The sequence below is a fragment of the Companilactobacillus metriopterae genome (assembly GCF_002762335.1).
Lineage (GTDB): Bacteria > Bacillota > Bacilli > Lactobacillales > Lactobacillaceae > Companilactobacillus > Companilactobacillus metriopterae.
On record NZ_CP024610.1, the window covers coordinates 1,335,001 to 1,358,898 of the forward strand.

25 protein-coding genes are annotated in these 23,898 nt (G+C 33.2%); 6 read left to right on the top strand and 19 right to left on the bottom strand.

Going from position 1 to position 23,898, the window contains the following annotated elements:
* Positions 1-82 precede the first annotated feature (82 nt).
* Positions 83-730 (top strand): DedA family protein, encoded by a 648-nt coding sequence (locus CS873_RS06835; RefSeq protein ID WP_099975356.1) that lies wholly within the window; start codon positions 83-85, stop codon positions 728-730.
* Between the two features lie 4 nt (positions 731-734).
* Here CS873_RS06835 and CS873_RS06840 read toward each other — a convergent pair whose 3' ends face one another.
* The 6 genes from CS873_RS06840 to CS873_RS06865 are packed head-to-tail and all read right to left on the bottom strand — an operon-like array spanning position 735 to position 5,055.
* On the bottom strand, positions 735-1,346 hold the full coding sequence (locus CS873_RS06840) for a TIGR01906 family membrane protein (RefSeq protein WP_099975086.1): 612 nt from the start codon (positions 1,344-1,346) through the stop codon (positions 735-737).
* Entirely contained in the window at positions 1,339-2,118 is a 780-nt protein-coding gene (locus CS873_RS06845) for a TIGR01457 family HAD-type hydrolase (RefSeq protein WP_099975087.1), read from the bottom strand. The genes CS873_RS06840 and CS873_RS06845 overlap by 8 nt, the downstream gene beginning before the upstream one ends.
* Positions 2,115-2,738, bottom strand: a complete 624-nt coding sequence (locus tag CS873_RS06850) for a YutD family protein (RefSeq protein ID WP_245823051.1) — start codon at positions 2,736-2,738, stop codon at positions 2,115-2,117. The genes CS873_RS06845 and CS873_RS06850 overlap by 4 nt, the downstream gene beginning before the upstream one ends.
* Before the next feature lie 2 nt (positions 2,739-2,740).
* Entirely contained in the window at positions 2,741-4,117 is a 1,377-nt protein-coding gene (locus tag CS873_RS06855; protein ID WP_099975088.1) for a bifunctional metallophosphatase/5'-nucleotidase, read from the bottom strand.
* Positions 4,118-4,120: 3 nt separating this feature from the next.
* Positions 4,121-4,726, bottom strand: coding sequence for a metallophosphoesterase (locus tag CS873_RS06860; protein WP_099975089.1), 606 nt, complete (start codon positions 4,724-4,726; stop codon positions 4,121-4,123).
* The gene (locus CS873_RS06865) at positions 4,726-5,055 is read right to left on the bottom strand and encodes a hypothetical protein (RefSeq protein ID WP_099975090.1); all 330 of its coding nucleotides are present in this window, start codon (positions 5,053-5,055) and stop codon (positions 4,726-4,728) included. The genes CS873_RS06860 and CS873_RS06865 overlap by 1 nt, the downstream gene beginning before the upstream one ends.
* A 62-nt stretch (positions 5,056-5,117) precedes the next feature.
* Between CS873_RS06865 and CS873_RS06870 the strand changes: the two genes are divergently transcribed.
* From CS873_RS06870 to CS873_RS06880, 3 genes are all read left to right on the top strand, one after another.
* Entirely contained in the window at positions 5,118-6,551 is a 1,434-nt protein-coding gene (locus CS873_RS06870) for a glycerophosphodiester phosphodiesterase (protein WP_099975091.1), read from the top strand.
* Positions 6,552-6,617: 66 nt separating this feature from the next.
* Positions 6,618-8,018, top strand: a complete 1,401-nt coding sequence (gene pepV / locus CS873_RS06875) for a dipeptidase PepV (protein WP_099975092.1) — start codon at positions 6,618-6,620, stop codon at positions 8,016-8,018.
* Positions 8,019-8,128: 110 nt separating this feature from the next.
* Positions 8,129-10,822 (top strand): transglycosylase domain-containing protein, encoded by a 2,694-nt coding sequence (locus tag CS873_RS06880; RefSeq protein ID WP_099975093.1) that lies wholly within the window; start codon positions 8,129-8,131, stop codon positions 10,820-10,822.
* A 57-nt stretch (positions 10,823-10,879) separates the two neighbouring features.
* On the opposite strand, the gene ccpA is transcribed toward CS873_RS06880, so the two are convergent.
* Positions 10,880-11,881 (bottom strand): catabolite control protein A, encoded by a 1,002-nt coding sequence (gene ccpA, locus CS873_RS06885; RefSeq protein ID WP_099975094.1) that lies wholly within the window; start codon positions 11,879-11,881, stop codon positions 10,880-10,882.
* Between the two features lie 167 nt (positions 11,882-12,048).
* Between ccpA and CS873_RS06890 the strand changes: the two genes are divergently transcribed.
* Complete coding sequence (locus CS873_RS06890; protein ID WP_099975095.1) at positions 12,049-13,149, top strand: M24 family metallopeptidase; 1,101 nt, start codon at positions 12,049-12,051, stop codon at positions 13,147-13,149.
* 27 nt (positions 13,150-13,176) lie between these two features.
* Here the strand turns inward: CS873_RS06890 and CS873_RS06895 are convergent, their stop codons facing one another.
* From CS873_RS06895 to murI, 4 genes are read right to left on the bottom strand one after another with little or no spacing between them, the layout of a single operon-like run.
* Positions 13,177-13,452 carry a hypothetical protein gene (locus tag CS873_RS06895; protein ID WP_099975096.1) on the bottom strand — a complete coding sequence of 92 codons (276 nt, stop codon included), beginning with the start codon at positions 13,450-13,452 and terminating at the stop codon, positions 13,177-13,179.
* A gap of 2 nt (positions 13,453-13,454) precedes the next feature.
* Complete coding sequence (locus CS873_RS06900; protein ID WP_099975097.1) at positions 13,455-13,862, bottom strand: DUF948 domain-containing protein; 408 nt, start codon at positions 13,860-13,862, stop codon at positions 13,455-13,457.
* A gap of 52 nt (positions 13,863-13,914) precedes the next feature.
* Positions 13,915-14,514: an XTP/dITP diphosphatase gene (locus CS873_RS06905; protein ID WP_099975098.1), complete on the bottom strand. Its 600-nt coding sequence runs from the start codon at positions 14,512-14,514 to the stop codon at positions 13,915-13,917.
* Positions 14,515-14,527: 13 nt separating this feature from the next.
* Complete coding sequence (gene murI / locus CS873_RS06910; protein ID WP_099975099.1) at positions 14,528-15,319, bottom strand: glutamate racemase; 792 nt, start codon at positions 15,317-15,319, stop codon at positions 14,528-14,530.
* Positions 15,320-15,390: 71 nt separating this feature from the next.
* Here murI and CS873_RS06915 point away from each other — a divergent pair, with 71 nt between their 5' ends.
* On the top strand, positions 15,391-15,822 hold the full coding sequence (locus tag CS873_RS06915; protein ID WP_099975100.1) for a DUF2507 domain-containing protein: 432 nt from the start codon (positions 15,391-15,393) through the stop codon (positions 15,820-15,822).
* A gap of 31 nt (positions 15,823-15,853) precedes the next feature.
* Here CS873_RS06915 and CS873_RS06920 read toward each other — a convergent pair whose 3' ends face one another.
* The 8 genes from CS873_RS06920 to alaS all read right to left on the bottom strand — a co-directional run bounded on the left by CS873_RS06920 (position 15,854) and on the right by alaS (position 23,843).
* Positions 15,854-16,609, bottom strand: a complete 756-nt coding sequence (locus CS873_RS06920) for a hypothetical protein (protein WP_099975101.1) — start codon at positions 16,607-16,609, stop codon at positions 15,854-15,856.
* A 96-nt stretch (positions 16,610-16,705) separates the two neighbouring features.
* Entirely contained in the window at positions 16,706-17,020 is a 315-nt protein-coding gene (trxA, locus tag CS873_RS06925; protein WP_099975102.1) for a thioredoxin, read from the bottom strand.
* A gap of 73 nt (positions 17,021-17,093) precedes the next feature.
* The gene (locus CS873_RS06930; protein ID WP_099975103.1) at positions 17,094-19,442 is read right to left on the bottom strand and encodes an endonuclease MutS2; all 2,349 of its coding nucleotides are present in this window, start codon (positions 19,440-19,442) and stop codon (positions 17,094-17,096) included.
* 68 nt (positions 19,443-19,510) lie between these two features.
* A complete protein-coding gene (locus CS873_RS06935; protein ID WP_099975104.1) occupies positions 19,511-20,053 on the bottom strand; it encodes a CvpA family protein in 543 nt (180 codons plus the stop codon).
* Between the two features lie 78 nt (positions 20,054-20,131).
* Positions 20,132-20,440, bottom strand: coding sequence for a DUF1292 domain-containing protein (locus tag CS873_RS06940; RefSeq protein ID WP_099975105.1), 309 nt, complete (start codon positions 20,438-20,440; stop codon positions 20,132-20,134).
* 6 nt (positions 20,441-20,446) lie between these two features.
* Positions 20,447-20,881: a Holliday junction resolvase RuvX gene (gene ruvX, locus CS873_RS06945; RefSeq protein WP_099975106.1), complete on the bottom strand. Its 435-nt coding sequence runs from the start codon at positions 20,879-20,881 to the stop codon at positions 20,447-20,449.
* Positions 20,882-21,139, bottom strand: a complete 258-nt coding sequence (locus tag CS873_RS06950; RefSeq protein WP_099975107.1) for an IreB family regulatory phosphoprotein — start codon at positions 21,137-21,139, stop codon at positions 20,882-20,884. It lies immediately after the preceding gene.
* A gap of 64 nt (positions 21,140-21,203) precedes the next feature.
* On the bottom strand, positions 21,204-23,843 hold the full coding sequence (alaS, locus tag CS873_RS06955) for an alanine--tRNA ligase (RefSeq protein ID WP_099975108.1): 2,640 nt from the start codon (positions 23,841-23,843) through the stop codon (positions 21,204-21,206).
* Positions 23,844-23,898: the final 55 nt, after the last annotated feature.

A 23,898-nucleotide genomic window follows, 5' to 3' on the forward strand; every position in this document is an offset into this window, starting at 1 on the left:
TTATTTTTTAATCTATTTTTAAGATTTGTTGGTATAATTAAGTTTCATAATATCGAATGGAGTTGATTATTTGAGTTACGTTATGGGCCTTATTAATTTTATTCTACATATTGACTCACATATGGTTAATATCGTGAATAACTTTGGCGATTGGACATACTTAATATTGTTCTTAATTGTCTTTATAGAAACAGGATTGGTTATCATGCCATTCCTACCTGGAGATTCATTGATCTTTGCTTCTGCTGCATTGGCTGCTAATCCAGCATACAATCTGCATCCGTTACTACTATTCTTCATATTTTTCTTAGCAGCAGTCTTGGGCGATTCTCTTAACTATGAAATTGGAGAACATCTTGGTCAGTTTGCTACTGAGCAGAAACACCTGAAAAAGCTCATTAAGAAAGAGAATCTTGATGAAGCACATGAATTCTTTGAAAAACATGGTGGAAAGACAATCGCCTTTGGACGCTTCATCCCTATAATTAGAACTTTTGTCCCATTCGTAGCCGGAAGTGGTACTATGAGCTATCGTCACTTCCTTACATACAACGTTATAGGTGCATTCAGTTGGGTCGGTATTTGTGCTTTAGCCGGACACTGGTTTGGTAACATACCTGCGGTGCAAGAGCATTTCACACTTATCATACTCGGAATTGTTATTGTTTCTCTGATACCTGTCATTATAGCAAGTTTAAGAGGACGCAAAAAAGATACAGAAAAGAGCTAGAACATTATGTTCTAGCTCTTTTTGTTTGCCAATATTTATACAATAATAATCCTTCAAATAATACAAAAAAGAATACCAAGCACTGCGTGAAAAATTCTTCTGGTAAGACATTTATAATTGGATCTAAATTAGGATCAAACAACCAATCACTATTTCTGAACAAGATCTCATGGAACATCACAAAAAATCCGTCAAAATTGACTGTCATTAAAATAGCCAAAATTATAAATACACCTGCTGTATATAGATAAACTTTAGGAAATACCGCTCTAACTTTACGTTGCACAAAATAATATATTCCTGTAAAAATCATAACTATAAAATTTAACATAAATAAATTTTTACAATCGGAAAAGTGTCTGATACCTGAGGCTGATGATGGAAAGTTATCCAATTTAAAATTATGAGCGAATGGATTAACTAGATAATTCAGCATCTGATTATAATTGTGCATCAATTGCTGTGATGTCAGATGTACTTCATCAGACAGATAATATGCACCAATGTCATATCTAAAAAAAGCAAAACTAACAACTATTGCTAAAGTAATAGAGAGTGTGAATAAAAACAAAATGCTAGCTATTGTGTAGACAGTATCTTTTTGAGTACTAGACATCCCATTCATCCAAACTTTCTACTTCATAAGTAGGTTTAATATTTTCATTGGCAATATCATCATGTGTGCTTACACCCGAATAAACTAATAATGAATCAATACCCGTATTGATACCACATTTGATATCTGTATTATAGTTATCTCCAACCATAATTGCATTTTCAGGATCTATCCCTTTTTCAGAAACAGTATATTCAATAATGTCCTTTTCAGGTTTACCAATATACTTTGCCTTTTGTTGAGTCGATGTTTCTACAAGAGATATAACTGAACCAGCGCCAGGAACTAATCCACGTTCATTTGGCAAATTTGTATCGGCATTTGTTCCTATGAAAAATGCACCTCTTTTAATTGCCAATGTTGCCAACTCAAATTTATGATAAGTTACATCATAATCCAAACCAACTACGACTACATCTGGATCAACTTCATTCATTTTTATACCCGTAGAATAAATTGCATTCTTCAATCCGAATTCACCAATAACATAAGCACTATGATTTGATAGCGAATCTTCAAACATATTTTCTATGTAGCCAGCCGTAGCCATTGAAGGTGTCACAATATGTTCTACATCTGCTGGTATGTCATGGTTTATGGTCAGATTATCTGCCACTTGTTGTGGTGTCTTAGTAGTGTTGTTAGTGACAAAGTAATAATCTAGACCTGCATCACGGATTTTATCTATAAATATTTTAGCTTCAGGAATTTTTTCTTTTCCACGATACATAGTTCCGTCTAAGTCAATTAAATATGTTTGGTACTTTTTCATTTATCGTTTCCTACTTTTCTAATTTTAAAACTTGGCTTTTTAGCAACTTTTGGTGATTTGGCTGTTTGCTTATTTTTGACATCATTAGTTGCTTTCTTTGGCTTATTATTTTTAAGTTTGCGAGTACTATTATTTTTGGCAGAATTAGAATTATTATTTTTAGATATATTCTGTTTCTTACTGTCATTCTTTTTATTAGAAGTATTCTTTTTTCTTACGTTGGGTTTATTGCCATTTTTAGCGGTATGTTGCTTCTTATTGGAACTAGTTTTCTTCTTTACCTTCGGTTTATCTACTTTTTCCAAAACAAAATAGGCACAACCAAAATTACAATACTCAACCAAATAATCAGTTAGATATGCTAAGCGATTATCCATAGTACTTTCTGCTCTATCGTTATCAAAAAAACCTTTGAATCTTAACTGATCATAACCCCAGTCTCCAACAATATAATCATACTTATCAAGAACGGTATTATATCTTAATGCCAAAGATTCCTGATTAAAGCCATTTTCATAGTTTTCAACAATTCTGTATTTAACACCATTTATTGATATCAAATTTTCTTCAAGCATCGTTACCTCAGCTTGATTAACTTTTTTTTCTTCAACTTCTTGCAACTTTACACCTCAATAGGATATTTAACTTTTAAATAATTTCCAATTACAGTTCGTATAAAATTAGGATACATAATTTCATTATCACCAACAATTTCTATAGTTGGAAAATAAGGAATGAATAAATAGTGATCCAATAATCCTAAAGTATACATTTTACTTTCTTCAAGTGCCTTACCATTGATATATACATTTCTTTTTTCATCAACAGTAATTCCTTTATAGACAAGCTCGCCAAATATAATACCACGAAAACCCATACCTCTTTGATGGTGATTTCTTAAAATTGGACGATTTTTTTCCATTTCCATAACTAAACGCCAAACATCTCGACCACTAAGAACTGTTTTCATAGCGTGAATAGCATGTGGCATGCAGTCATGAAGATTTTTTTCAGAAATAATGCCTTTTGGTAAATCTTCTAAGAATAATCCTGTACTTAAAACTGCGACTTCGGCACCAGTATTCTCTTGTAAAGCATCAAGCGCAATATCAATAATTCTATTTTTGCTATTTACATCTGTGCTAAGATTCTTAGGTAATTTAGCAACCTTTTTCAAATCCAAAAGTTGCTCTCCTTGATCAAACTGATCTTTTATCCACTTATCATCATCTTTTTTTACACTTAGTTCGGAAGTTTTAACTGTCCAAGCTTTCTTGCTAACTATTTGATGATTATCATCGATCACTAAATCAGCATTGCCAATATTTTGACCATACTTACCAGCTGCACACAATAATGTTCCTTCATCTAATTCACCTTTTTCAAACAAATGATGAGTATGTGAACCTAAGATTAGATCTAATTGATCATATTCTTTTGCTAAAGATCGATCCATAGAAATTCCCAGATGTGACAACAAAATAATAACATCCGTCTTACCTGCTAGCTCGTCTAGAATAGGATTTAAAGTGTCACGAATCATTCTAATATCCCAATCTATCAGTGGATAGGTCAATATATATGGTGCTGTTAGTCCTATAACACCTATTCTGGTACCCTTAGTAGTTTCGATAATTTTGTATGGTTTTGAAAATTTTGCTAATTTATGTGTTCTCTCATCAAACAAATTTCCAACTAGTACTGGAAAATTGGCGTCATCATATAAATGAGATAATTCTTCGTGACTATTTCCTAGACCTTCATTATTTCCAATCGTAACAGCCTCGTAATTAAATTGATTCATCCACTCTATATTGCTGTGTCCGTTGGTTGCTTCAGTCAGTGGATGTGCACGATCCATAGAATCACCAATATCGAATAATAAAAAATCATCTGCTTTAGATTCTTTCTTACTATCGTTTATGTATCTTTTAATATGAGGAAAGTTTTCATAGTGAGAATGTAAATCATTTGTATGTACAATTTGAATTTTCTCCATAATCTAACTCCTCTTCATTAAATCTTGCTTTTTCTTATCATATATCTCCAGTATTTCTTCACCACGTAATGGTGTTCCAAACTCAACAGGATTTTCCAAATACTGCAGCTCTGGAGAATCTACTCCAACATTGATATTTTCAGCGATACCTACTGAATAATGATGTATATGACCGTGCAAATTGAGAATCTGATCAACTTCTCCCAACAACATTGGATAATGAGTGCAATAAAATTGATGATGATCAAATTTTAATAAGGATCCGACATCTTCGGTCTGATATTTTAAGCCACCGTCTTCTAATACTCTATTATTTTTCATTAAGTATTTTAACAAGCTACGATAATCATGATTTCCCTTAATCAAAATAATATGACCATTTAAACGTTCTAACATATCAAATGTTTCTTTTTCAGTTGGGTAATGCTTTGGTCGCATAGCAACATCCCCCAAATGATAAACGGTATCATGGTCAGTTACACGTTCATTCCAAGATTTGATTAGTTTTTCATTCATCTCTTCGACACTATCAAAAAGTCTGGGTGCAAAATCATTTTGACCTAATAAACTATCATGGTAAAAATGTGTATCTGAAATAAAGTAGTTCATTATTTATCATCTTCATTCTTCTCAATAATTTTATTTGCTTTTAAAATGCTGTCAAATGCGTCCTTTATCTTGCCTTCTGGCTTATCATAGACTACCCATTCTGACATTTCCCAATCAGGTACTGTATAATTACTGTTAATATATTCTTCATAGACAGAAACTGCAGAAGAATGTGGGATATTTAATTTCAAGATTTTAACCTCTTTGATTAGTCCCAGTTCCACTGCTTTCTCTGCTCGTCCATTCATTAGAATATTTGCAATTTCATAATACTTTGTTCCATCGTCCAAAGTAATTTGTTCTATCATATCTAAAACTTGATTATCCATTTTGCACCTCAATTTAGATTCCATTATCATTATTATATATTAAGTATTTAGCGGGGTATATTATGTACTTTAATAAAAAGAAGCTACCTGTAGTAATTTTAACATTTTTTATTTTCATACTGACAAGTGGATTTACAGTTGTTGGTCATCGCGGTGATCCAATAAAAGCACCTGAAGAAACTTTTCAAAGTTTTGATACAGCTTTTAATGAGGGTGCTGATTATGTAGAATTAGACGTCCATGAATCAAGTGATGGTGTTCTAGTTGTATCTCATGATATCAACCTAGAAAGAATCACTGGATCTAACGTTAATGTTAATGAACAGACCTTTGCAAATATCCAAAAGTTAACTCAACAAAACGGAGAACCCGTCCATAGCTTGGATGAAGTTTTTGAACACTATCAAGATAATCCCAATGCTAAATTCTTAATTGAAACAAAAAAGTTAAAAAATAACGTACCCACTGATATGGAAGATAATTTAAAAGTATCTATCGATAAGTATCATATGCAAGACAGAGTAATGTTTCATTCTTTTTATACAAAGAGTTTGAAAAAAGAATCTGAGATAATGCCTGATATTCCTCGAATCTATATTGCAAAAACTTTAAAAAAGATTAATTTCGAAATCTTGCAATATGTAACCGGAGTTAATCTATCTTCTAAAATTGTCACTGAAGATATCGTTGATGAACTCCATGGTGCAGGTAAATCAGTATATGCTTGGGATGAAATGAATGAGAACGCAAAAAAATGGAACACATTAATTAATAAACCGATAGATGGAGTTGTTACTAACTATCCTGAAACTGGTGCCAGTTATCGTGATTTGAAAGATTTGTCCAAAAATCAAACGCTAGATAAAGATTATTTCTATATTGGTTCAACCAATAAAACTATATACGAGAATCCCTATAAATTTATAAAACGCAAAACAAAAGTAGAACCTCTCTACGGTTACCACGTAACGAAATCCATCAAATTTGGAGATAAAAATTATTTCCAAATCGGTACTAATCAGTTTGTTGAATCAACAGGCTTTAATACCGCAGATACAACTCCACAATTACTTCAATATTATGGAGCTAACATAGTTTATCGTGGTCAAAACTATGACAACCGTGTCTTTAAAAAACCTGGTGATAGAGATTCATTGATTAATTACCTAAATTGGAACTCGCCTGAACAGGTCATTGGCGTTCAAAGAATAGGTACTTCTATATGGTTAAAAATTGACCAAGGTTGGGTAAATTCTGATGATGTTCTCGTGCAATTGAATAGTCAGAAGTTAAATGGTAACAGTACTTTGGACAGATACAATACAACTGATGATAGTCAAAAGTTGACCAATATCGACCTGCTACAAATGAATTCTTTCTTATATACTGAACATAAAAAATCAGTTAAAAGCACAAAAATAATAAAAAACGTACCAAATCTTTACAGCGTTCTTTTCGATAATTCTGGTTTAGATAATTCGATAAATGATATTTAATTATTAGCTATCAGAATGTATATTTGATAAAATATTTCATTATTAACTACTTATGGAGGATTCAATATGTCAATTGATTGGGAAAAAGAGGTATCACTTCGTTCAGATGAACTGATTAATGATGTCTCAGAATTAGTAAGCATCAATAGTCAACGAGATGTTGAACACAAAACTAGTGATTACCCACTAGGACCAGGACCTGCCAAGGCACTAAAGACTTTCTTAGGAATGGCTGAACGTGATGGTTTTACTACAAAAAATATTGAAAATGTTGCCGGAAGAATCGAATTTGGTGAAGGTTCTGAAGTAATCGGTATTCTATCACACGTCGACGTTGTACCTGAAGGACCAGGTTGGGATACTAATCCCTTTGAGCCAACAATAAAAGACGGCAAATTATATGCACGTGGTGCTAGTGATGATAAAGGACCAGGTCTTGCTGCCTACTATGGTCTAAAAATTATCAAAGAACTTAAATTACCTGTATCAAAGAAAATTCACTTTATTATCGGTACTGACGAAGAAAGTGACTGGGTTGGTATCAATAGATATATGGAACTTGAAGAAATGCCAGAAGTTGGTTTTTCTCCAGATGCAGAATTTCCTGCTATCAATGGTGAAAAGGGTATTGTCTCATTTGAAATAAATTTTGCCGGTTCAGATAAAGGAACTGTAAAATCTTTTGATAGTGGTCTAAGACCTAATATGGTTCCTCAATCAGCTACCGCTGATATTGATTTAAATAAAGTTCAAAATGATGAACTTTCATCTAAATTTGAAGAATTTTTAAATTCAAATCCTTCACTTAAAGGTACTATCGAATCTGAAGGTGATGTTGCCCACATTGAATTAATTGGTAAAGCTTCACACGCAATGGCACCATTCAATGGTATCAATGCAGCTACATACTTAGCAGTATTCCTAAACTCACTTGAACTTGCGGATGAAGAAAAAGTTTACTTCAACTTCATTGAAAAACAACTTCACATGGATTTTGCTGGTAAGGGAATTGGAATAGAGGCTTCTGATGAAGTCATGGGAGAACTTACAGTTTCAGCAAGTATTTTGAAATTTGACGCAAAAGAAGGATCAATTGTAATCAACATTCGTTATCCTAAGGGTGACGATGACAAAACACTTTCAAGTAAAATAGCCGCAACACTTCCCGAAAGTGGCTCAGTTAAACTATATGGATACAATGAAATGCCTCACTTTGTTGATGCAAATGATCCATTAGTTCAAAATCTTGTTCAAGCATATCGTGACCATACTGGTGATGTGGAAAATAATCCATACACAATTGGTGGTGGAACATACGGACGTATCCTTAAAAAAGGTATTGCTTTTGGAGCCATGTTCCCTGGTGATGAAAATGTTATGCACCAAGCTAATGAATACATCGAAATCGATAAATTATTAAAAGCTGCAGCAATTTATGCAGATGCAATTTACCGTTTAATAAAATAATATAAAAAGTTCTGTAGAATAAATCTACAGAACTTTTTGTTTTTATAAGTTATAAACCCGATTTTATTATATAATTATCACATGTAACTTTTTAAAGGGGTTTATTAATCTTGAAAAATCTATGGAACTCTATCAAGGAATTCTTCAATAGTATTGATAGCTGGTCTGACTTAGCAGAACGTGCCAACTTAACTATTGCTGTAATCCGTCGAATAGTCTTGTATTCAATAGCTGGTATTTTCATTATACTAAGTCTTCTAATTGGTCTAGGACTTGGTTATGTATCAGCATTGACTAATCAAGTTGATGTACCTACCAAAACAGAAATGAAAGCAGAACTACAAGACACTAATAATTCTGCTACATTATACTTTGCTGGTAACAAAAAAATTGAAAGTCTTCAAAAAAATCTTTACGGTCAAAGAACTTCATTGAACGATATGTCACCATATCTTAAGAAAGCTATCGTTGCTACAGAAGATGAAGACTTCTACAAACACAACGGTGTGCTTCCAAAATCTGTCGTACGTGCTGTAATCTCAGATGTTGCTGGTATTGGTACCCAAACTGGTGGATCTACCCTTACCCAACAAACTGTAAAAATGCAGATGTTATCATCTGAAACAACTTGGAAACGTAAAGCAGTGGAAATTTTCCTAGCTATGCGTGTTGACAAATATTTTACAAAAGATGAAATTCTTGAAGATTACTTGAATGCTGCTACTTTAGGCCGCAACAATAAGGGACAAAACATTCAAGGTGTATACGCTGCTTCCAAAGGACTATTTGGTAAAACACCTAGTGAGCTTAATTTAGCCGAGTCTGCATATATTGCAGGTCTACCTCAAAGTCCATCTGTTTATACTCCATACGATAACGGTGGTAAGCTCAAAGATGATTTAAGTCTTGGTAAAAAACGTATGAAAGTCGTTCTTTACCGTATGTACCGTAATAATCAAATTTCCAAATCACAATACAACGAAGCTTCTAATTTTGATTTGAAAAAGGATTTCCTTAAACCTCAAAAACAAACAACTGAAGAAATCAAATATGGTTATCTATATAATTCTCTAACAAGTCAAGCTAGAACTATACTTATCAAAAACTTGGCAAAAGAAGATAATATCCCTTATTCAGAATTGAAAAAGGATGAGAACATATACCAAAAATACTATGAACAAGCTGACACTGAGCTACATAGTAAGAACTACAAGATTGATAGTACAATCAACAAAGATATTTACAATTCTATGAATACTCAAGTAGATTCATTCAAGTCAAATCTTGGTACTACTCATAGTGACACTGCTACCGACTCAAATACCGGAAAAACTATCAATGTGAAAGAGCCTGTTCAAAATGGTTCTGTCTTGCTAGATAATGCCTCTGGTCAAGTATTAGGATTTGTTGGTGGTGTTGACTTTGATGATTCTCAATTGAATCACGTTTTTGATACACAAAGATCACCTGGATCTTCAATTAAACCGCTTATCACGTTTGCTCCAGCAATTGAAAACGGACTAATAGGTACTCAAACACAATTATCCGATTTCAAAGTCAAATATGGAAATTATTCTCCTACAGATTACGGTAATACAATCCAAAATAGATTTGTATCTGCACGTGAAACTCTGGAAGAATCATACAATATCCCTACAGTTAACTTATACAAACATATGAAGGACAAGGGTATTTCTTCTAAAAAGTATATGTCTAAGATGGGAATTGATCTTTCTCAAAAAGAATATGATCAATTAGGTATTACTCTTGGTGGTACTTCTACCGGTGTGACTGTTCTTCAACAAGCAAGTGCCTTCTCTACATTTGCTAACAAAGGTGAACACGTTGAACCATATGTAATCAAGAAAATTACAGCTCCAACTGGTAAATCAATTTACAAGCATAAAGATGCTGCCAAGAAAACTAAGGTCTTCTCAAAAGAGACCTCATACATCATTCAAAATATGCTACATGGTGTAGTTACAAAAGGTACTGCCTCTGCATTATCATATGAAACAAACTTCAACACAGATAATCTATTTGGTAAAACTGGTACCTCAAATGACTACCGTGATAACTGGTTTATCGGAAGTACTAACGGTATGACTTTGGCTTCATGGATAGGTTATGACAACTTCTACGGTAACAACTACAATTTGGAATCCAACTCAACCGATATTAATCAAGAATTATGGTCACGGATGGCAAATGCTATCTACAAAGTTGATCCTAATGTGGTTGATGAAGATACATCATTTAGTAAACCAAGTGGCGTTAAGAAGTACAGAATTGACAAAGAAACTGGTACTAAGACTGGTTATATTGAATACAATGGTATCAATACTCACGTTAACCAACATACAACTACCTCGCTATATTACAAAGGTAGTCCTGATGACATGTCATCCAAGAATTTTGCAATTGGTGCTAAATCTAGCAACTACAAACTATTCTGGGATAACTATTTCGGAAAATCTAATGGATATGGCGTAGTTACAACAAAAGGAAATTCATCTAAATCAGCTGCTGAAGTATTAGCAGAAAATGGTAGTGGTAGAACTACTGGGTTTAGTAATAGTAGTGACAACAGCGGATCATCTGAAGTTACTACAAACTCTTCTACAACAAGCGGAACTAATTCAACAACCAATAATGGAACATCTGAGACTGGTACAGGATCATCTGGTGCTGGTTCAGGAAGTGGTTCTTCTGGTGCCGGAACTGGCGGTGGCGGAACATCTACTGGAAATATTGGTGGTGGAACTGGTGGTACCACTCCTGGTGGTGCTACTGGATCTGAATAATATAAAAAGACCAAGCTAGAATTTTTCTAGCTTGGTCTTTTTTTGTTGAATTAATATTTAACGTGTAGATTCTCTTTTAACGATGCTATAAGGAAGTTTAACAACGTTTTCGTCAATCTGTTCCTGATTCATCATCTTAGTCAAAAGTCTCATAGCAACGGCACCAATATCATATAGAGGTTCTTCAATAGAACTCATCTTAGGATTAGTTACTTCACAAAGAATTGTATCGTTACTTGTAATTATCTCAAAATCTTCAGGAATACTAATTCCGGATCTAACAGCAGAATTAAGAATACCAGCAGCTAATAAATCATCTGTAACATACACTGCAGTGGCATTTGTATTTTTGATAACATCAAAAATTGCTTCCCCTGCTCTCACTGAATTTTCAGCTTCAAAAACTAAATCAGATGAAAAATTAATATTAGCATTCTTAAGTGCCTTCTTGTAACCATCTAATCGATACTTGCCATCGATAGGATTTTCTAAATTACCACCTACAAAGGCAATTTTTTTGTGTGAATTATGAATAAGTTGAGTAACAACATTATTTACAGCTTCTACAAAATCAATATGTACACTAGCAGTTTCATTGTTCTTATCTACAGAACCTGCTAATACTAGAGGGGTCTTTGAATGCATAAATACTCGTTTGAGTTTCTTGGAAATTTGCTTACCCATGTAGATTAAGCCATCCACTTGCTTAGACAATAGGTTATTGATAATCTGTTCCTCATCCCCTACTGATTCTTCTAAACTAGTCAAGATGATGTTGTACTTGTACATGGAAGCAACATCATCAACACCCTTAGCCAGAGAAGCATAGTATAAATCAGTGATATTAGGAATAATTACACCAATAGTTGTACTTTTTTTGCTTGCAAGACCACGAGCAACAGCGTTTGGTCGATAATTTAATCGATCAATAACTTCCATTACTTTTTTTCTAGTTTCTTCTTTTACATTAGCATTTCCGTTAACAACTCTTGAAATGGTTGCCATAGAAACATTGGCTTCTTCAGCCACATCATATATAGTAATTACTTTTTTATCCATATGAACCACTCTTTTCACAAATATTACATTTTACTAACATTAAAGGTATCAAATTACAGGATACTTTGCAAGCGTTTCCTTATTTGATTAAACATGTTTTCATTCTTTTTTCATAAAGAAAACAGTTTTCAGTGCTATACTAAAGAAAAAACAAAGGAGTACATATCTTGAAAAAACAATTATTAGAATTACAAAATTATCTGGCCGAAAATAATTATGATCTGGCATATATCTCTGATCCTTCAGACATAAATTACTTCACTGGATTTTATAGTGATCCTATTGAAAGAATTTTGGCACTTATCGTGTTTAAAGATAAAGATCCTTTTATTTTCGCACCTGCTCTAGAAGTAGATTCCGTTAAAAAAGTTGGTTGGGAAAATGACGTTTATGGCTATCTTGATCATGAAAATCCATTTAAACTAATAAGACAACATATCATTGATCGTAATACTGATATTAAAATCTGGGGTATTGAAAAAGATAGTCTTTCAGTTGATAGATTTGAAGCCATTCGCTCACAATTTCCTGATGCAGAGTTCCCTGGAAATATTTCCAGATACATGGAAAACGCAAAACTAATCAAAACTGACGAAGAAATATCTGAATTGATTGCTGCTGGTAATGAAGCTGATGAAGCTTTTGAGATTGCTTTCAATGCAATTAAAGAAGGTCGTACAGAACAAGACATCGTTGCAGAAATAGAATACGGTATGATGAAAAAAGGTGTCATGGAAATGAGTTTTGACACTATTGTTCAAGCTGGAGCAAATGCTGCAAATCCTCACGGTGGACCAGAAAAAAATCCAATTACTCGTGATGAACTAATTCTATTCGATTTAGGTACTGTTCATAATGGATACATCAGTGATGCCTCACGTACTGTTGCTTTTGGTAAACCAAATGAAAAAGCTATCGATATATACAATGTTACACTCGAGGCTCAACTGGCAGCTATGGAAGCTGCTAAACCTGGCATAACAGCAGCTGAATTAGATGCTGTAGCTCGTGATATTATAACTAAGGCTGGATATGGTGAGTACTTTATCCATCGTCTGGGTCATGGTATGGGTACTTCTGAACATGAATTCCCTTCTATCATGGAAGGAAATGATATGGTACTTAAACCAGGTATGTGCTTCTCAATTGAACCAGGTATTTATATACCTAATGAAGCTGGAGTACGTATTGAAGATTGTGTTTACATCACTGAAGATGGATGCAAGCCATTCACACATACAAATAAAGAACTTAAATATATCAAATAAAAAAACCTCTCAATATGAGAGGTTTTTTTATTTTTTAATATCGTCTTCATTGAAAACTATATCTGATGTATCCAAATCAATAACTGAAGATTTCATGTAATCTTTTAAAGCACCTGTACGTTCATTGAATGAACTAACAAGTTCATCACGATTAGCCAAACCTACGCCACCATTGTTAAAATCAGCACGGATTTCTTTGATGTTTTCTATAACTTTTTGGCCATCTTCACTTGTAAGGTATTTTGATGCTACATATCCAACTGCACTACCAACAACAAGTCCTAAAGTAAATTTCATCTTCATGATTATTTTCTACCTCTACGAGAAAAGATTTTAGCAGTACTTGTAGCTATTTTTGCCATCTTTAGCATGTTAGAAATACCGAATGCATTGCTCTCTTCTGGATTATTTGAAGTAGCATTTGCTGTTTTTGTTCCGATGTTTTCAACTGTATCAAATAATGGGTTCAATTTACTTGCTTTGTAGTTAACGTCATCCATCAACTCGTTTGTCTTTGACACAAGTTCTGATGATTCTTCCATTATTTTTTCTGCTTTATCTGTAGAAACTTTCAAAAGTTCTGTTGATTCAGCAACTGTTTTTTGAAGTTCTTGAAGAACTTTTACCGTTTGTACTAGTGCCATTCCTAAAAAAATAACTAATACTACAAAAGCGATAGCAGCTATTAATCCTGCAATTTGTCCAACTGTCATAATGAATCCTCCTGAGATTTTTATATTTAATGAATATTATACAGCAATATTTTTATTTATTAAGCCAATCCTGCCAACTTTTCTCTAGTTCACTAATTGCCCTACCACGATGTGAAATTTCATTTTTCTCATCCATAGACAATTGTGCCAATGTTTTCTCTAGTTCAGGTACGTAGAAAAGTGGATCATATCCAAAACCATTGTCACCATTAGGGAATATTGCAATTAATCCCTTTAGTTCACCAGTAACAACTAAATCATCACTCTTTTCAGGATCAGTAAAAACTAGCGTAGTCATGAAAGTTGCTGTTCTATCTTGAAGAGCAACTCCACCTAATTCTGATAATAGCTTTGCGTTATTAGCCGCATCATTGTGATCTCCTGCGAAACGAGCAGAATAAACACCAGGTTTGCCATGTAAAGCATCAACACATAATCCTGAATCATCTGCAATCACTGGAACATTATATTTTTCAGAAATTGTATGTGCTTTTAGTTTTGCATTTTCCTCAAAAGTTGTGCCATTTTCGATAATATTAGGTGCATCTGGAAAATCAAATAACGTTTTTACTTCGTATTGAGTATCCTCAAATATTTTTTGAAACTCTTTTGCCTTATTAGGATTCTTGGTAGCAATAATTATTTCTGGCATCATTCATCTCCATTTATACTAGATTAATTTCGTCAATATCATTGTTTAACCATTTCAATGCTAGCTTGGAAAAATTCTCAAAATTAGCAGTAGTATTCAATTCAATTGTTCTGTTCAGTCCATCATTTAGCATATCATTTTCTTTCAAAAATGCTTTGATCTTGTTCACAGTCTCAACTCCTGGATCAACAAGAACAATATCTTTACCTAAAATATCAGCAATTATTGGTTTCAACATAGGAAAATGAGTACATCCTAATACCAATGTATCACTTTTAGAATCAATGACATTTTGTAAAACATCATGAATCATCGTTTGAGCTAACGGTGATTCTGATAAATCATCTTCAACGATTTTAACAAATGACTGTGCTGCTATACCATTAACTTCGACATCATTTTTTATTTTTGAAATTGCCTTAGTATAACTTTCATTTTTGATTGTTCCCTCAGTGGCAATAACTGCAACATTGTTGTTCTTAGTTACAGCTACAGCAGCTTGTGCACCAGATTCAATTACTCCTATCATTGGAATATCATATTCTTCTTGAAGAATAGGCATTGCCAATGCAGTCGCAGTATTACAAGCAAATACAATAATCTTAGAATCATTCTTTATCAAAAATTCTACTGATTCACGACAATAATCTATTATTTCTTGTGCTGTTTTTGTTCCGTAAGGCATGTTTAATTCATCGCCAATAAAAACAATATTTTCATTGGGTAATTTTTCTTTGAGTTCTCGAGCCACAGTGAGTCCACCCAAGCCAGAATCTAATAATCCGATAGGTTGATTTTTTTTCATAATTGCCTCTTTTATCCTTAAATATCTCTATTCTTAATGATATAATAAATTGTTGAAAAAAGGAGCTTAAAATGTCAGAAAATGAAGTTCAAAATACTGAAGTAACAGTTAACCCCGCATTTGCTATATCTATATTGCGTGATAACGTAATACCTGATTTGTTAGACAATGATACCATTGAAATACTGTATTGGGCAGGTAAGAATCTTGCCAGAACACTAGATTCCAAGATTGAAGGTCTTCCTACCCTATTCAAAGAAGCTGGATTGGGAGACTTGAGAATCATGAAGCAAACTACAAGTAACTTCCAATACAAGCTCCAAGGTACCGAAGTAGCCGAACGATTTGACCACTCTGACGTTAAACACTTAGAGTATTCCCTAGAAGCTGGACTTATCTCAGAAACTATCGAGCGAACAATAAGCGCCTATTGTATGGGAACATACTCAATTAATAAAAATGATAAATCTGTTTCAATTAAAATTCACGTTGAACGTGCATAAAATATAGAAGACCAGCATATGCTGGTCTTTTTTATTTTGTTCTTTCCGAATCAGTTATTGCCCAACTATTATCAGAAAATTTGAGAACTCCTGCTTCTTTTAAACTCCAAAGATTTTCACCAGATTCATATTCTGTAATCTTTACAATATTTGACACTTTTTTCTTTATTTCATCTTCTATTTCATTTTCCGTTCTTTTTGAATATGTATTTATCATTAATTCGCTGATAGCAGAACTAACATCTATAGGCACTAATTTTCTTGAAAATGCATATAGCTTAATCCAATCAATATATTTAGAATATTTATTCTTCAAATCAATAAATACCGTCTCTCGTAAATCATTGATTTTTATCTCTTTATTAGCTATTTCAAGTACTTTCTGCTGATTGAAACTAGATAAATATTCTGTAGGATCTACTTGAAATTTATCTATATCCACTGAAGAAATATTTTTTAATAAAACATCGTCAACATCTGAAGTTTTTATAATTCTCACTGGTCCATTGTTATTGTGAAGCCAAAATATTAGTTCCATGATTACCCCTTCAGGTAATTCTTGTATTTCATCTGAATCAACAAATAACCAAAATTCATCTGCCAATTGTTCCACAGAGATACAATCTTCTAAAGCAGATTTTTTAGAATTTCCATGTGCTACAGTAGAAATATAGTATCCTAATAATTTTGTGGGATTTAAAGGTGTGTAACCACGATATAGTGCAAATGCTATAAAATTATCTATTTTTGGAATTAAATCACCATCATATGAAGTATAAACCAACATAATTATCACCCCATTACCAATTATTATTACCGTTAATAATAACCTACTTATACAAAAAAATAACCTCTAAAGTAATTAAACTTTAGAGGTTATTTTTTATTTTGCTAAATATCCATCAAGAATTTTTTCTAGTTGACCTTTGCTATGAAAGCCTGTCAATTTCTCCACTACTTCGCCATCTTTTTTGATAACTAATGTTGGGATTGCCATTATTCCGAATTCTTCTGGAGTATTTGGATTTTCATCAACATCCATTTTTGTAAACTTAACTGCATCATTTTCGTCAGCAAGTTCTTCAATAACAGGTGATTGCATACGACAAGGACCACACCAAGTTGCCCAAAAGTCAGTTAATACAACACCTTCTGATGTTTCTTCTTTAAAAGTCTTATCTGTTAGTTCATCAACCATAATAAGATCTCCTTTTCTATCGATAGAATGATATTACCACTTTTATTTTTATATACAAACGTTTTAGCTCATTTTATAAATTAACTATTGTAGCGCCTGAACCACCTGAACTGGCTGGAGCATATTCAAATGATTTTACTCTAGGATTACTTTGTAAATATTCCTTAACACCATTGCGAATAGCTCCAGTACCAAATCCATGGATGATTGTTACTTGATTATAATTTGATAACAAAGCAGAATCAATAAATTGATCTAACTCATTCATAGCCTCTTCATATCTCTTACCACGTAGGTCTAGTTTATTAGAAACCGTGGCACTCTTTGTACGTTTCACAAAGGTTTTCTTTTCTTCTATTTCTGGCTCTGTATCAACTTTTTCAAGATCATCACGATTGAATTGCATTTTCAAAATACCAAGTTGAACTTCATATTTTTGATTTTTATCAATCTGTGTAACTGTTCCAATTTGACCATACGTTAGTGATCTTACTGAATCGCCAACTTTAATTTTCTGACGTTTTTTACTTCTCTTTAGAACACGATTCTTAGATAGCTCTTCTTCGTGAAGATTATTCAACCCAGTTCTGGCACTTATAATTTTGTCTTCTTTGACAGTTGCGCCTTCTCGTTGCAAACGATGTAATTCTGAAATTATTTTTTCAGATTCTTTTTTAGCATTAGCAACTAGCTGATTAGCTCTAATTTTAGCAGCTTGTAATTCACTTTCTTTAGAGTTATCTAACTTAGTTAGCTTATCTTCGTATTCATCTTCTATTTTTTTATTTTGAGATAATTGTTCATCAAGTTTGACAGTTTTATCTTCAAACTCTTTTCGACTATTTTCAAGATCAGTAATCATCTTGTTGAGATCTTGGCTCTCTCCACTCATTAACGACTTAGCTCGTTGAACAACCGAATCCTGCATGCCCAAACGAGCAGTGATATTGAAGGCATTACTTGATCCTGGAATTCCTATCAACAATCGATAGGTTGGTCGTAGTGATTGTTCATCAAATTCCATACTAGAATTGATTGTATCTGTAGTATTATAAGCAAAAATTTTCAATTCAGGATAGTGAGTTGTTGCTACAATTAGACAATCTTTTTCAGATAGTTTTTCCAAAATAGAAATGGCAATTGCCGCACCTTCTTGAGGATCAGTTCCGGCTCCTAATTCATCGATTAAAACCAGACTGTCTTCAGTGGCTTTGTCCATAATATTGATAATATTATCCATATGAGATGAGAATGTACTCAAGTTTTGCTCGATAGATTGTTCATCACCAATATCCACAAAAACCTCATCAAATATAGCAATTTCACTTTCTTCATGTGCTGGAATAAATATACCAGCCTGTGCCATCATTTGAATTAAGCCTAAAGTTTTCATGGTAATAGTTTTACCACCAGTGTTAGGTCCAGTGATTAACATTGTTTTATAGTCATCGCCTAATACTATGTCGTTCGCTACGACCTTAGCAGGGTCGATTAAGGGATGTTTTGCTTGCTTTAGATTAACTACATGCTTTTCAGAAATAATTGGCTCTGTTGCCTTAATTTGTCTTGCATAGCGTGCCTTAGCATTAATCAAATCTAGTTGAGCTAAAATATCATTATTCTCTACAATACGATCGATGTCAGGTCTGACCATGTCAGATAAACTATTAAGAATTCTGATTTCTTCTAATCTTTCGGAAGTTTGAGCATCATGTAATTTATTATTTAAATCTACAACCTCTGATGGCTCAATATATAACGTTTGCCCACTAGCACTTTGATCATGGACTACCCCACCAAATTTGGATCTATACTCCACTTTAACAGGCACAACAAATCGATTATCCCTCATGGTAACGATAGCTTCAGTTAGATACTTGGTGTTATTACCTCGTGTATATTTCTCCATAGATTCTCGTATTTGATCATTTAGTTTTCCTATTTGATCACGTAAGTATTTCAATTCTTCTGAAGCAGAATCTAATACTCGCCCAGTTTCATCGAGAGAATCGTGTAATTTTTTGGTCAAATCTGGATTATCTATAAGTTCGTCATTCATTTGATAAAGAACTTTCAACTCAACTTGATCAACTTGTAAATCTTCAAAAAATTCTTTTAAATCATGTGTTGTTTGAAGCACTTTACCAATCTCTGCTAGTTCAGTTCCATTCAGGTTACCATCTTTTTTCAAACGATTGGCTTGGTCACTCAAATCGTTTAATTTTCTAAGTGGTATTTCTCCTTTTAGTCTAGCAATTTCTAATCCATCTTTTGTCTGATCAATTAATGTTTGAACAATTGATTCTTTTGACATTGGCATTAATTTTTTTAACAGACTTTGGCCTCTTGCTGTAATTAGATATTTAGAAATCTCTTCTTTGATTTTTCCAAACTCTAAAATATTTAAAGCCTTTTTGTTCATTAGTATTTCCTCTTTTTAAATTCAAATTAATAAAGACTAAGGCATTATTATGCCTTAGTCTTTTATTCTTAAAGTACACTCAACCATAAATTAGTAATGTTATGAGTTAATATCGGTGTACTAGTAATTATTGACGATGCTAAAAATGAATGTTTCATAGCATCTTGCAAACCAGCTACTGGAATAAGAGCCATTAAAAGTAAGATAAGAAATATTCCAATATAATTTACAATAAGTCCTAAGATTCCACCACTCAGAACATTTACGTCATTTGTCATTGGAAAATATGTTAATCGTTTAAAGTATAGGCCAGCTATTCGCATAACAACCCAACCAACAAAACATACAAAGACAAATCCAAATGCACTATAAAATACACTATCTAGTTTAATTCCTAGTGAGTTTGAGAAAAACGCAAACTTACTATCTAGAGTGGCTGATGGATATGGTATTAACATTTCAAATTTTGGACCTAATGATTTAAATGAAAGTGCTGCTATAACAAAAAATACTGCATAACCGGCTGTATAGAACAATTGCATCATTAAGCCTCGTCTTGCACCAATATAAAATCCATATATGAGTACCAAGATAATTAATAGACTTAGCATTTCTTCCCCTTATTACGTGAGTGTTTTTTATATAAAACAAACCATGAATCTGATATGATTCATGATTTTTGAATAAAACTACTCTTCGTCATCTGATATAAATGTATTTAATACTTCTTGAACCATTTCCCATTCTTCATCATCTTCAACTGGGTTTAGTTCTCCTGCATCTATATCACCATTTGCATCTGGTTGGAATGAAAAAGCCTGTATTTCAATTTCATCTGAATCTTCATCCACCTTAGGATATAAGAAGACATATGATTTACCATAGTCATCTGAATCAAATGTAAAAAGGATTTTAAATGTTTCTTCATTTCCTTGATCGTCACTTAATAATACTTCATCTAAATCACCATGAGGTGGTTGTATGTTGTTATCTGCCATTAAAAATTACTCCTTTGTGAGCTTTCCTTTTGCGTCTAAATAGTTTTGTAGAATCATCTCAGACGCTACTTTATCTATGACTTGTTTTCGCTTATTTCTAGAAACATTACCCTCATCAATCAGCATTCTTTCAGCTTGAACAGTTGTTAAGCGTTCATCAATGTAATCAACTGGTAAATTAAATTTGTCTTCAACCATCTGACCATATTCGCGTGATTTTTCCACACGAGGTCCTTCGGTATTATTCATATTTTTAGGTAGGCCAATGACGACACCTGTAACTTGTTTTTCTTTGATGATTTCACCTAGTCTATCTAAGCCAAAGTCATCTTTATCTTCATTGATACGGATTATTTCTACACCTTGGGCAGTCCAGCCTAGTAAATCACTCACTGAAACACCTACTGTTCTTGACCCAACATCCAGTCCTAATAATCTCATCTAAACATTCTTATTAAGATAGTCTTTAACAATTTCTTCAACTATCTCATCTCTTTCATGTTTTAGTATAAGATTTCTCGCATCATTGTAACGAGGAATATAAGCCGGATCTCCAGAAAGAAGATAACCTACTATTTGGTTAATAGGATTATAACCTTTTTCCTCAAGAGATTGGTATACACTTTGCAAAGTTTCTTTGACATCTTTGCCTTTATTATTATTAAAATCGAAGCTCATAGTTTTATCTAGTGAACTCATATCGACACCTCCATTGGGCACAATCTAAAAATAAGCTAAACTAATAGATACATTATAACTTAAATTAGTTAGATTTAATAATTTCTTTCGACATTTGGATAGCTTTTTGTAGTCCAGCAGGATCTTTTCCCCCTGCTTGAGCCATATCAGAGCGACCACCGCCGCCACCTTTAATTTCTCCAGAAATTTGTTTTATTAAATCTCCAGCCTTGATTCCTTTAGACTGTGCTTCATCATTTACTGCAACAACAAGACTTGCCTTATCGTCAGCACCTGTTCCAAGTACCAATACATCAGAACTATTATTGTTCTTCCAAGTATCTGCTAACTTACGTAGAGAACCCATATCAGAACCAGGAACGATAGTTGCTACTACTCTAAGGTCGTTAATTATATCAACATTCTCGAACACTTGACCAGATTTTTGACTTGTAATTTGATCTTTTAATTTTTGATTCTCACGTTTTAATGTTTTCACATCATTAACTATTTGACTTGCTTGTTTTGGTAAATCTTTTACTTGATTTACTTTCATGTTATCAGCTGTTTCTTGAAGTAAGCTTAAATTATTATTCAAATATTCAAATGCTTCCTTACCAGTAACTGCTTCAATTCTACGAACACCAGAACCAACGGCTGATTCAGAAATTATTTTGAATAATCCAATTTCAGAAGTATTTGAAACATGAGTACCACCACAGAATTCCATTGAGTAATCATCAACTTCAACAACACGAACTATATCACCATATTTGTCTCCAAACATTGCAATAGCACCCTTCTTTTGAGCTTCTTCAATTGGTAATTCTTCAGTTACAACAGGAATAGCTTGCCATATCTTTTCATTAACAATTTTTTCCAAGTTAGAAAGTTCTTCAGATGACAGACCCTTGTTACTGTTAAAGTCAAAACGTAAATATCCTTCTTCAACCAATGATCCAGCTTGATGAGTATTCTCATTAACAACATCCCTCAAAGCTTGATCCAACAAATGTGTGGCTGTGTGATTATGGCGGACTCCCTCACGGAAATCTACATCAATCTTCAACAAATAATTTTGATCTTTTGATAGATCAGCAAGTACATTTACCAAATGGATATTTTGGCCATTAGGTGCGTGTTGAACATCGATGACTTCTGATACTTTGTTGTCCTTTGAATCATAAATAAATCCTTTATCGGCAACTTGTCCACCCATTTCTGCATAGAATGGAGTTTTATCAAATATTAATTGTGCTTGTCCTTCTGAAACTGAATCAACTAAAGAATCTGATACAACGATATCCTTCAATACAGAATTTGTTTCATTTTCTGTATATCCGACAAACTCACTCTTAGTTTCGATATCCATCAATGTTTCATCTTGCATACCCATTGATTGCATATTACCTCTAGCTGAACGAGCACGTTGTTTTTGTTGTTCCATATGATCTTGGAATCCATCTTGATCTACTTTCAAACCTTCGTCATTGGCATATTCTACAGTCATTTCTAGTGGGAATCCATATGTATCATATAGTTTGAAAGCTGTCGCACCATCTATTGTGCTATCATTTGAAGACTTAAGTTGAGCAATAACATCATTTAGAAGTGTCAAACCTGCATCCAATGTTTCAGAAAAACGATCTTCCTCATTTTTTATAGTTTCAGCAACGAACTCACTTTGTTCACTGACGTTAGGATAGTAGCTCTTCATAATATCGCCAACTATTGGAACTAGTTTATACAAGAAAGCTCCATCTATACCCAATTTTTTACCGTTTAATACTGCTCTTCTAATAAGACGTCTAATAACATATCCACGTCCTTCATTAGAAGGTAATGCTCCATCAGATACAGCAAAAGAAACTGTACGAGCATGATCAGCAATTATTTTAAATGAGACATCGTCTTCTGGGGTTTTTCCGTATGAACGATTATCAGAAATTTTAGAAACATTTTCAATTAATGGCATAAATAAATCTGTTTCAAAATTAGTTTTTGTTCCTTGGATGATAGAAACTAGTCTTTCTAGTCCCATACCCGTATCAATATTTTTATGTGGTTGTTCAACATAGCTACCATCTGGTAAATGATTTAATTCAGAAAAAACAATATTCCAGACTTCTAGATAGCGTTCATTTTCTCCACCAGGTCTGTTTTCTGGATCATCTTCAGAAATATTATTGAATTCTTGTCCTCGATCATAAAAAATTTCTGAATCAGGTCCACATGGGCCTTCACCAATATCCCAGAAGTTATCTTCTTCTTCGATGATATGATCTTCAGCTACTCCTGTTTTTAACCATATTTCTTTGGCTAACTTATCTTTAGGATAAACTGTGACATAGATTTTTTCTTCATTCATATCAATCCATTCTGGACTTGTTAAAAATTCGTATGCCCAAGGAATAGCATCTTCTTTAAAATAATCACCTACTGAAAAATTACCAAGCATTTCGAAAAAAGTTTGGTGTCGAGCAGTATGCCCAACATTTTCAATATCATTTGTTCTGATACATTTTTGAGCATTTGTAATTCTTGGATTTTCAGGAATAACACTTCCATCAAAATATTTTTTCAATGTAGCAACACCTGAGTTAATCCACAACAATGTTGGATCATCTTTTGGTATTAAAGATACACTGGGTTCTACACTGTGTTTTTTTGATTTAAAAAAGTCTAAGAACATTTGTCTTATTTCTGCACTAGATAATTCTTTCATAATATATTCTCCCAAAATAAATTAAAAAAATCGCTGCAAATTCAAGGACGCCTAT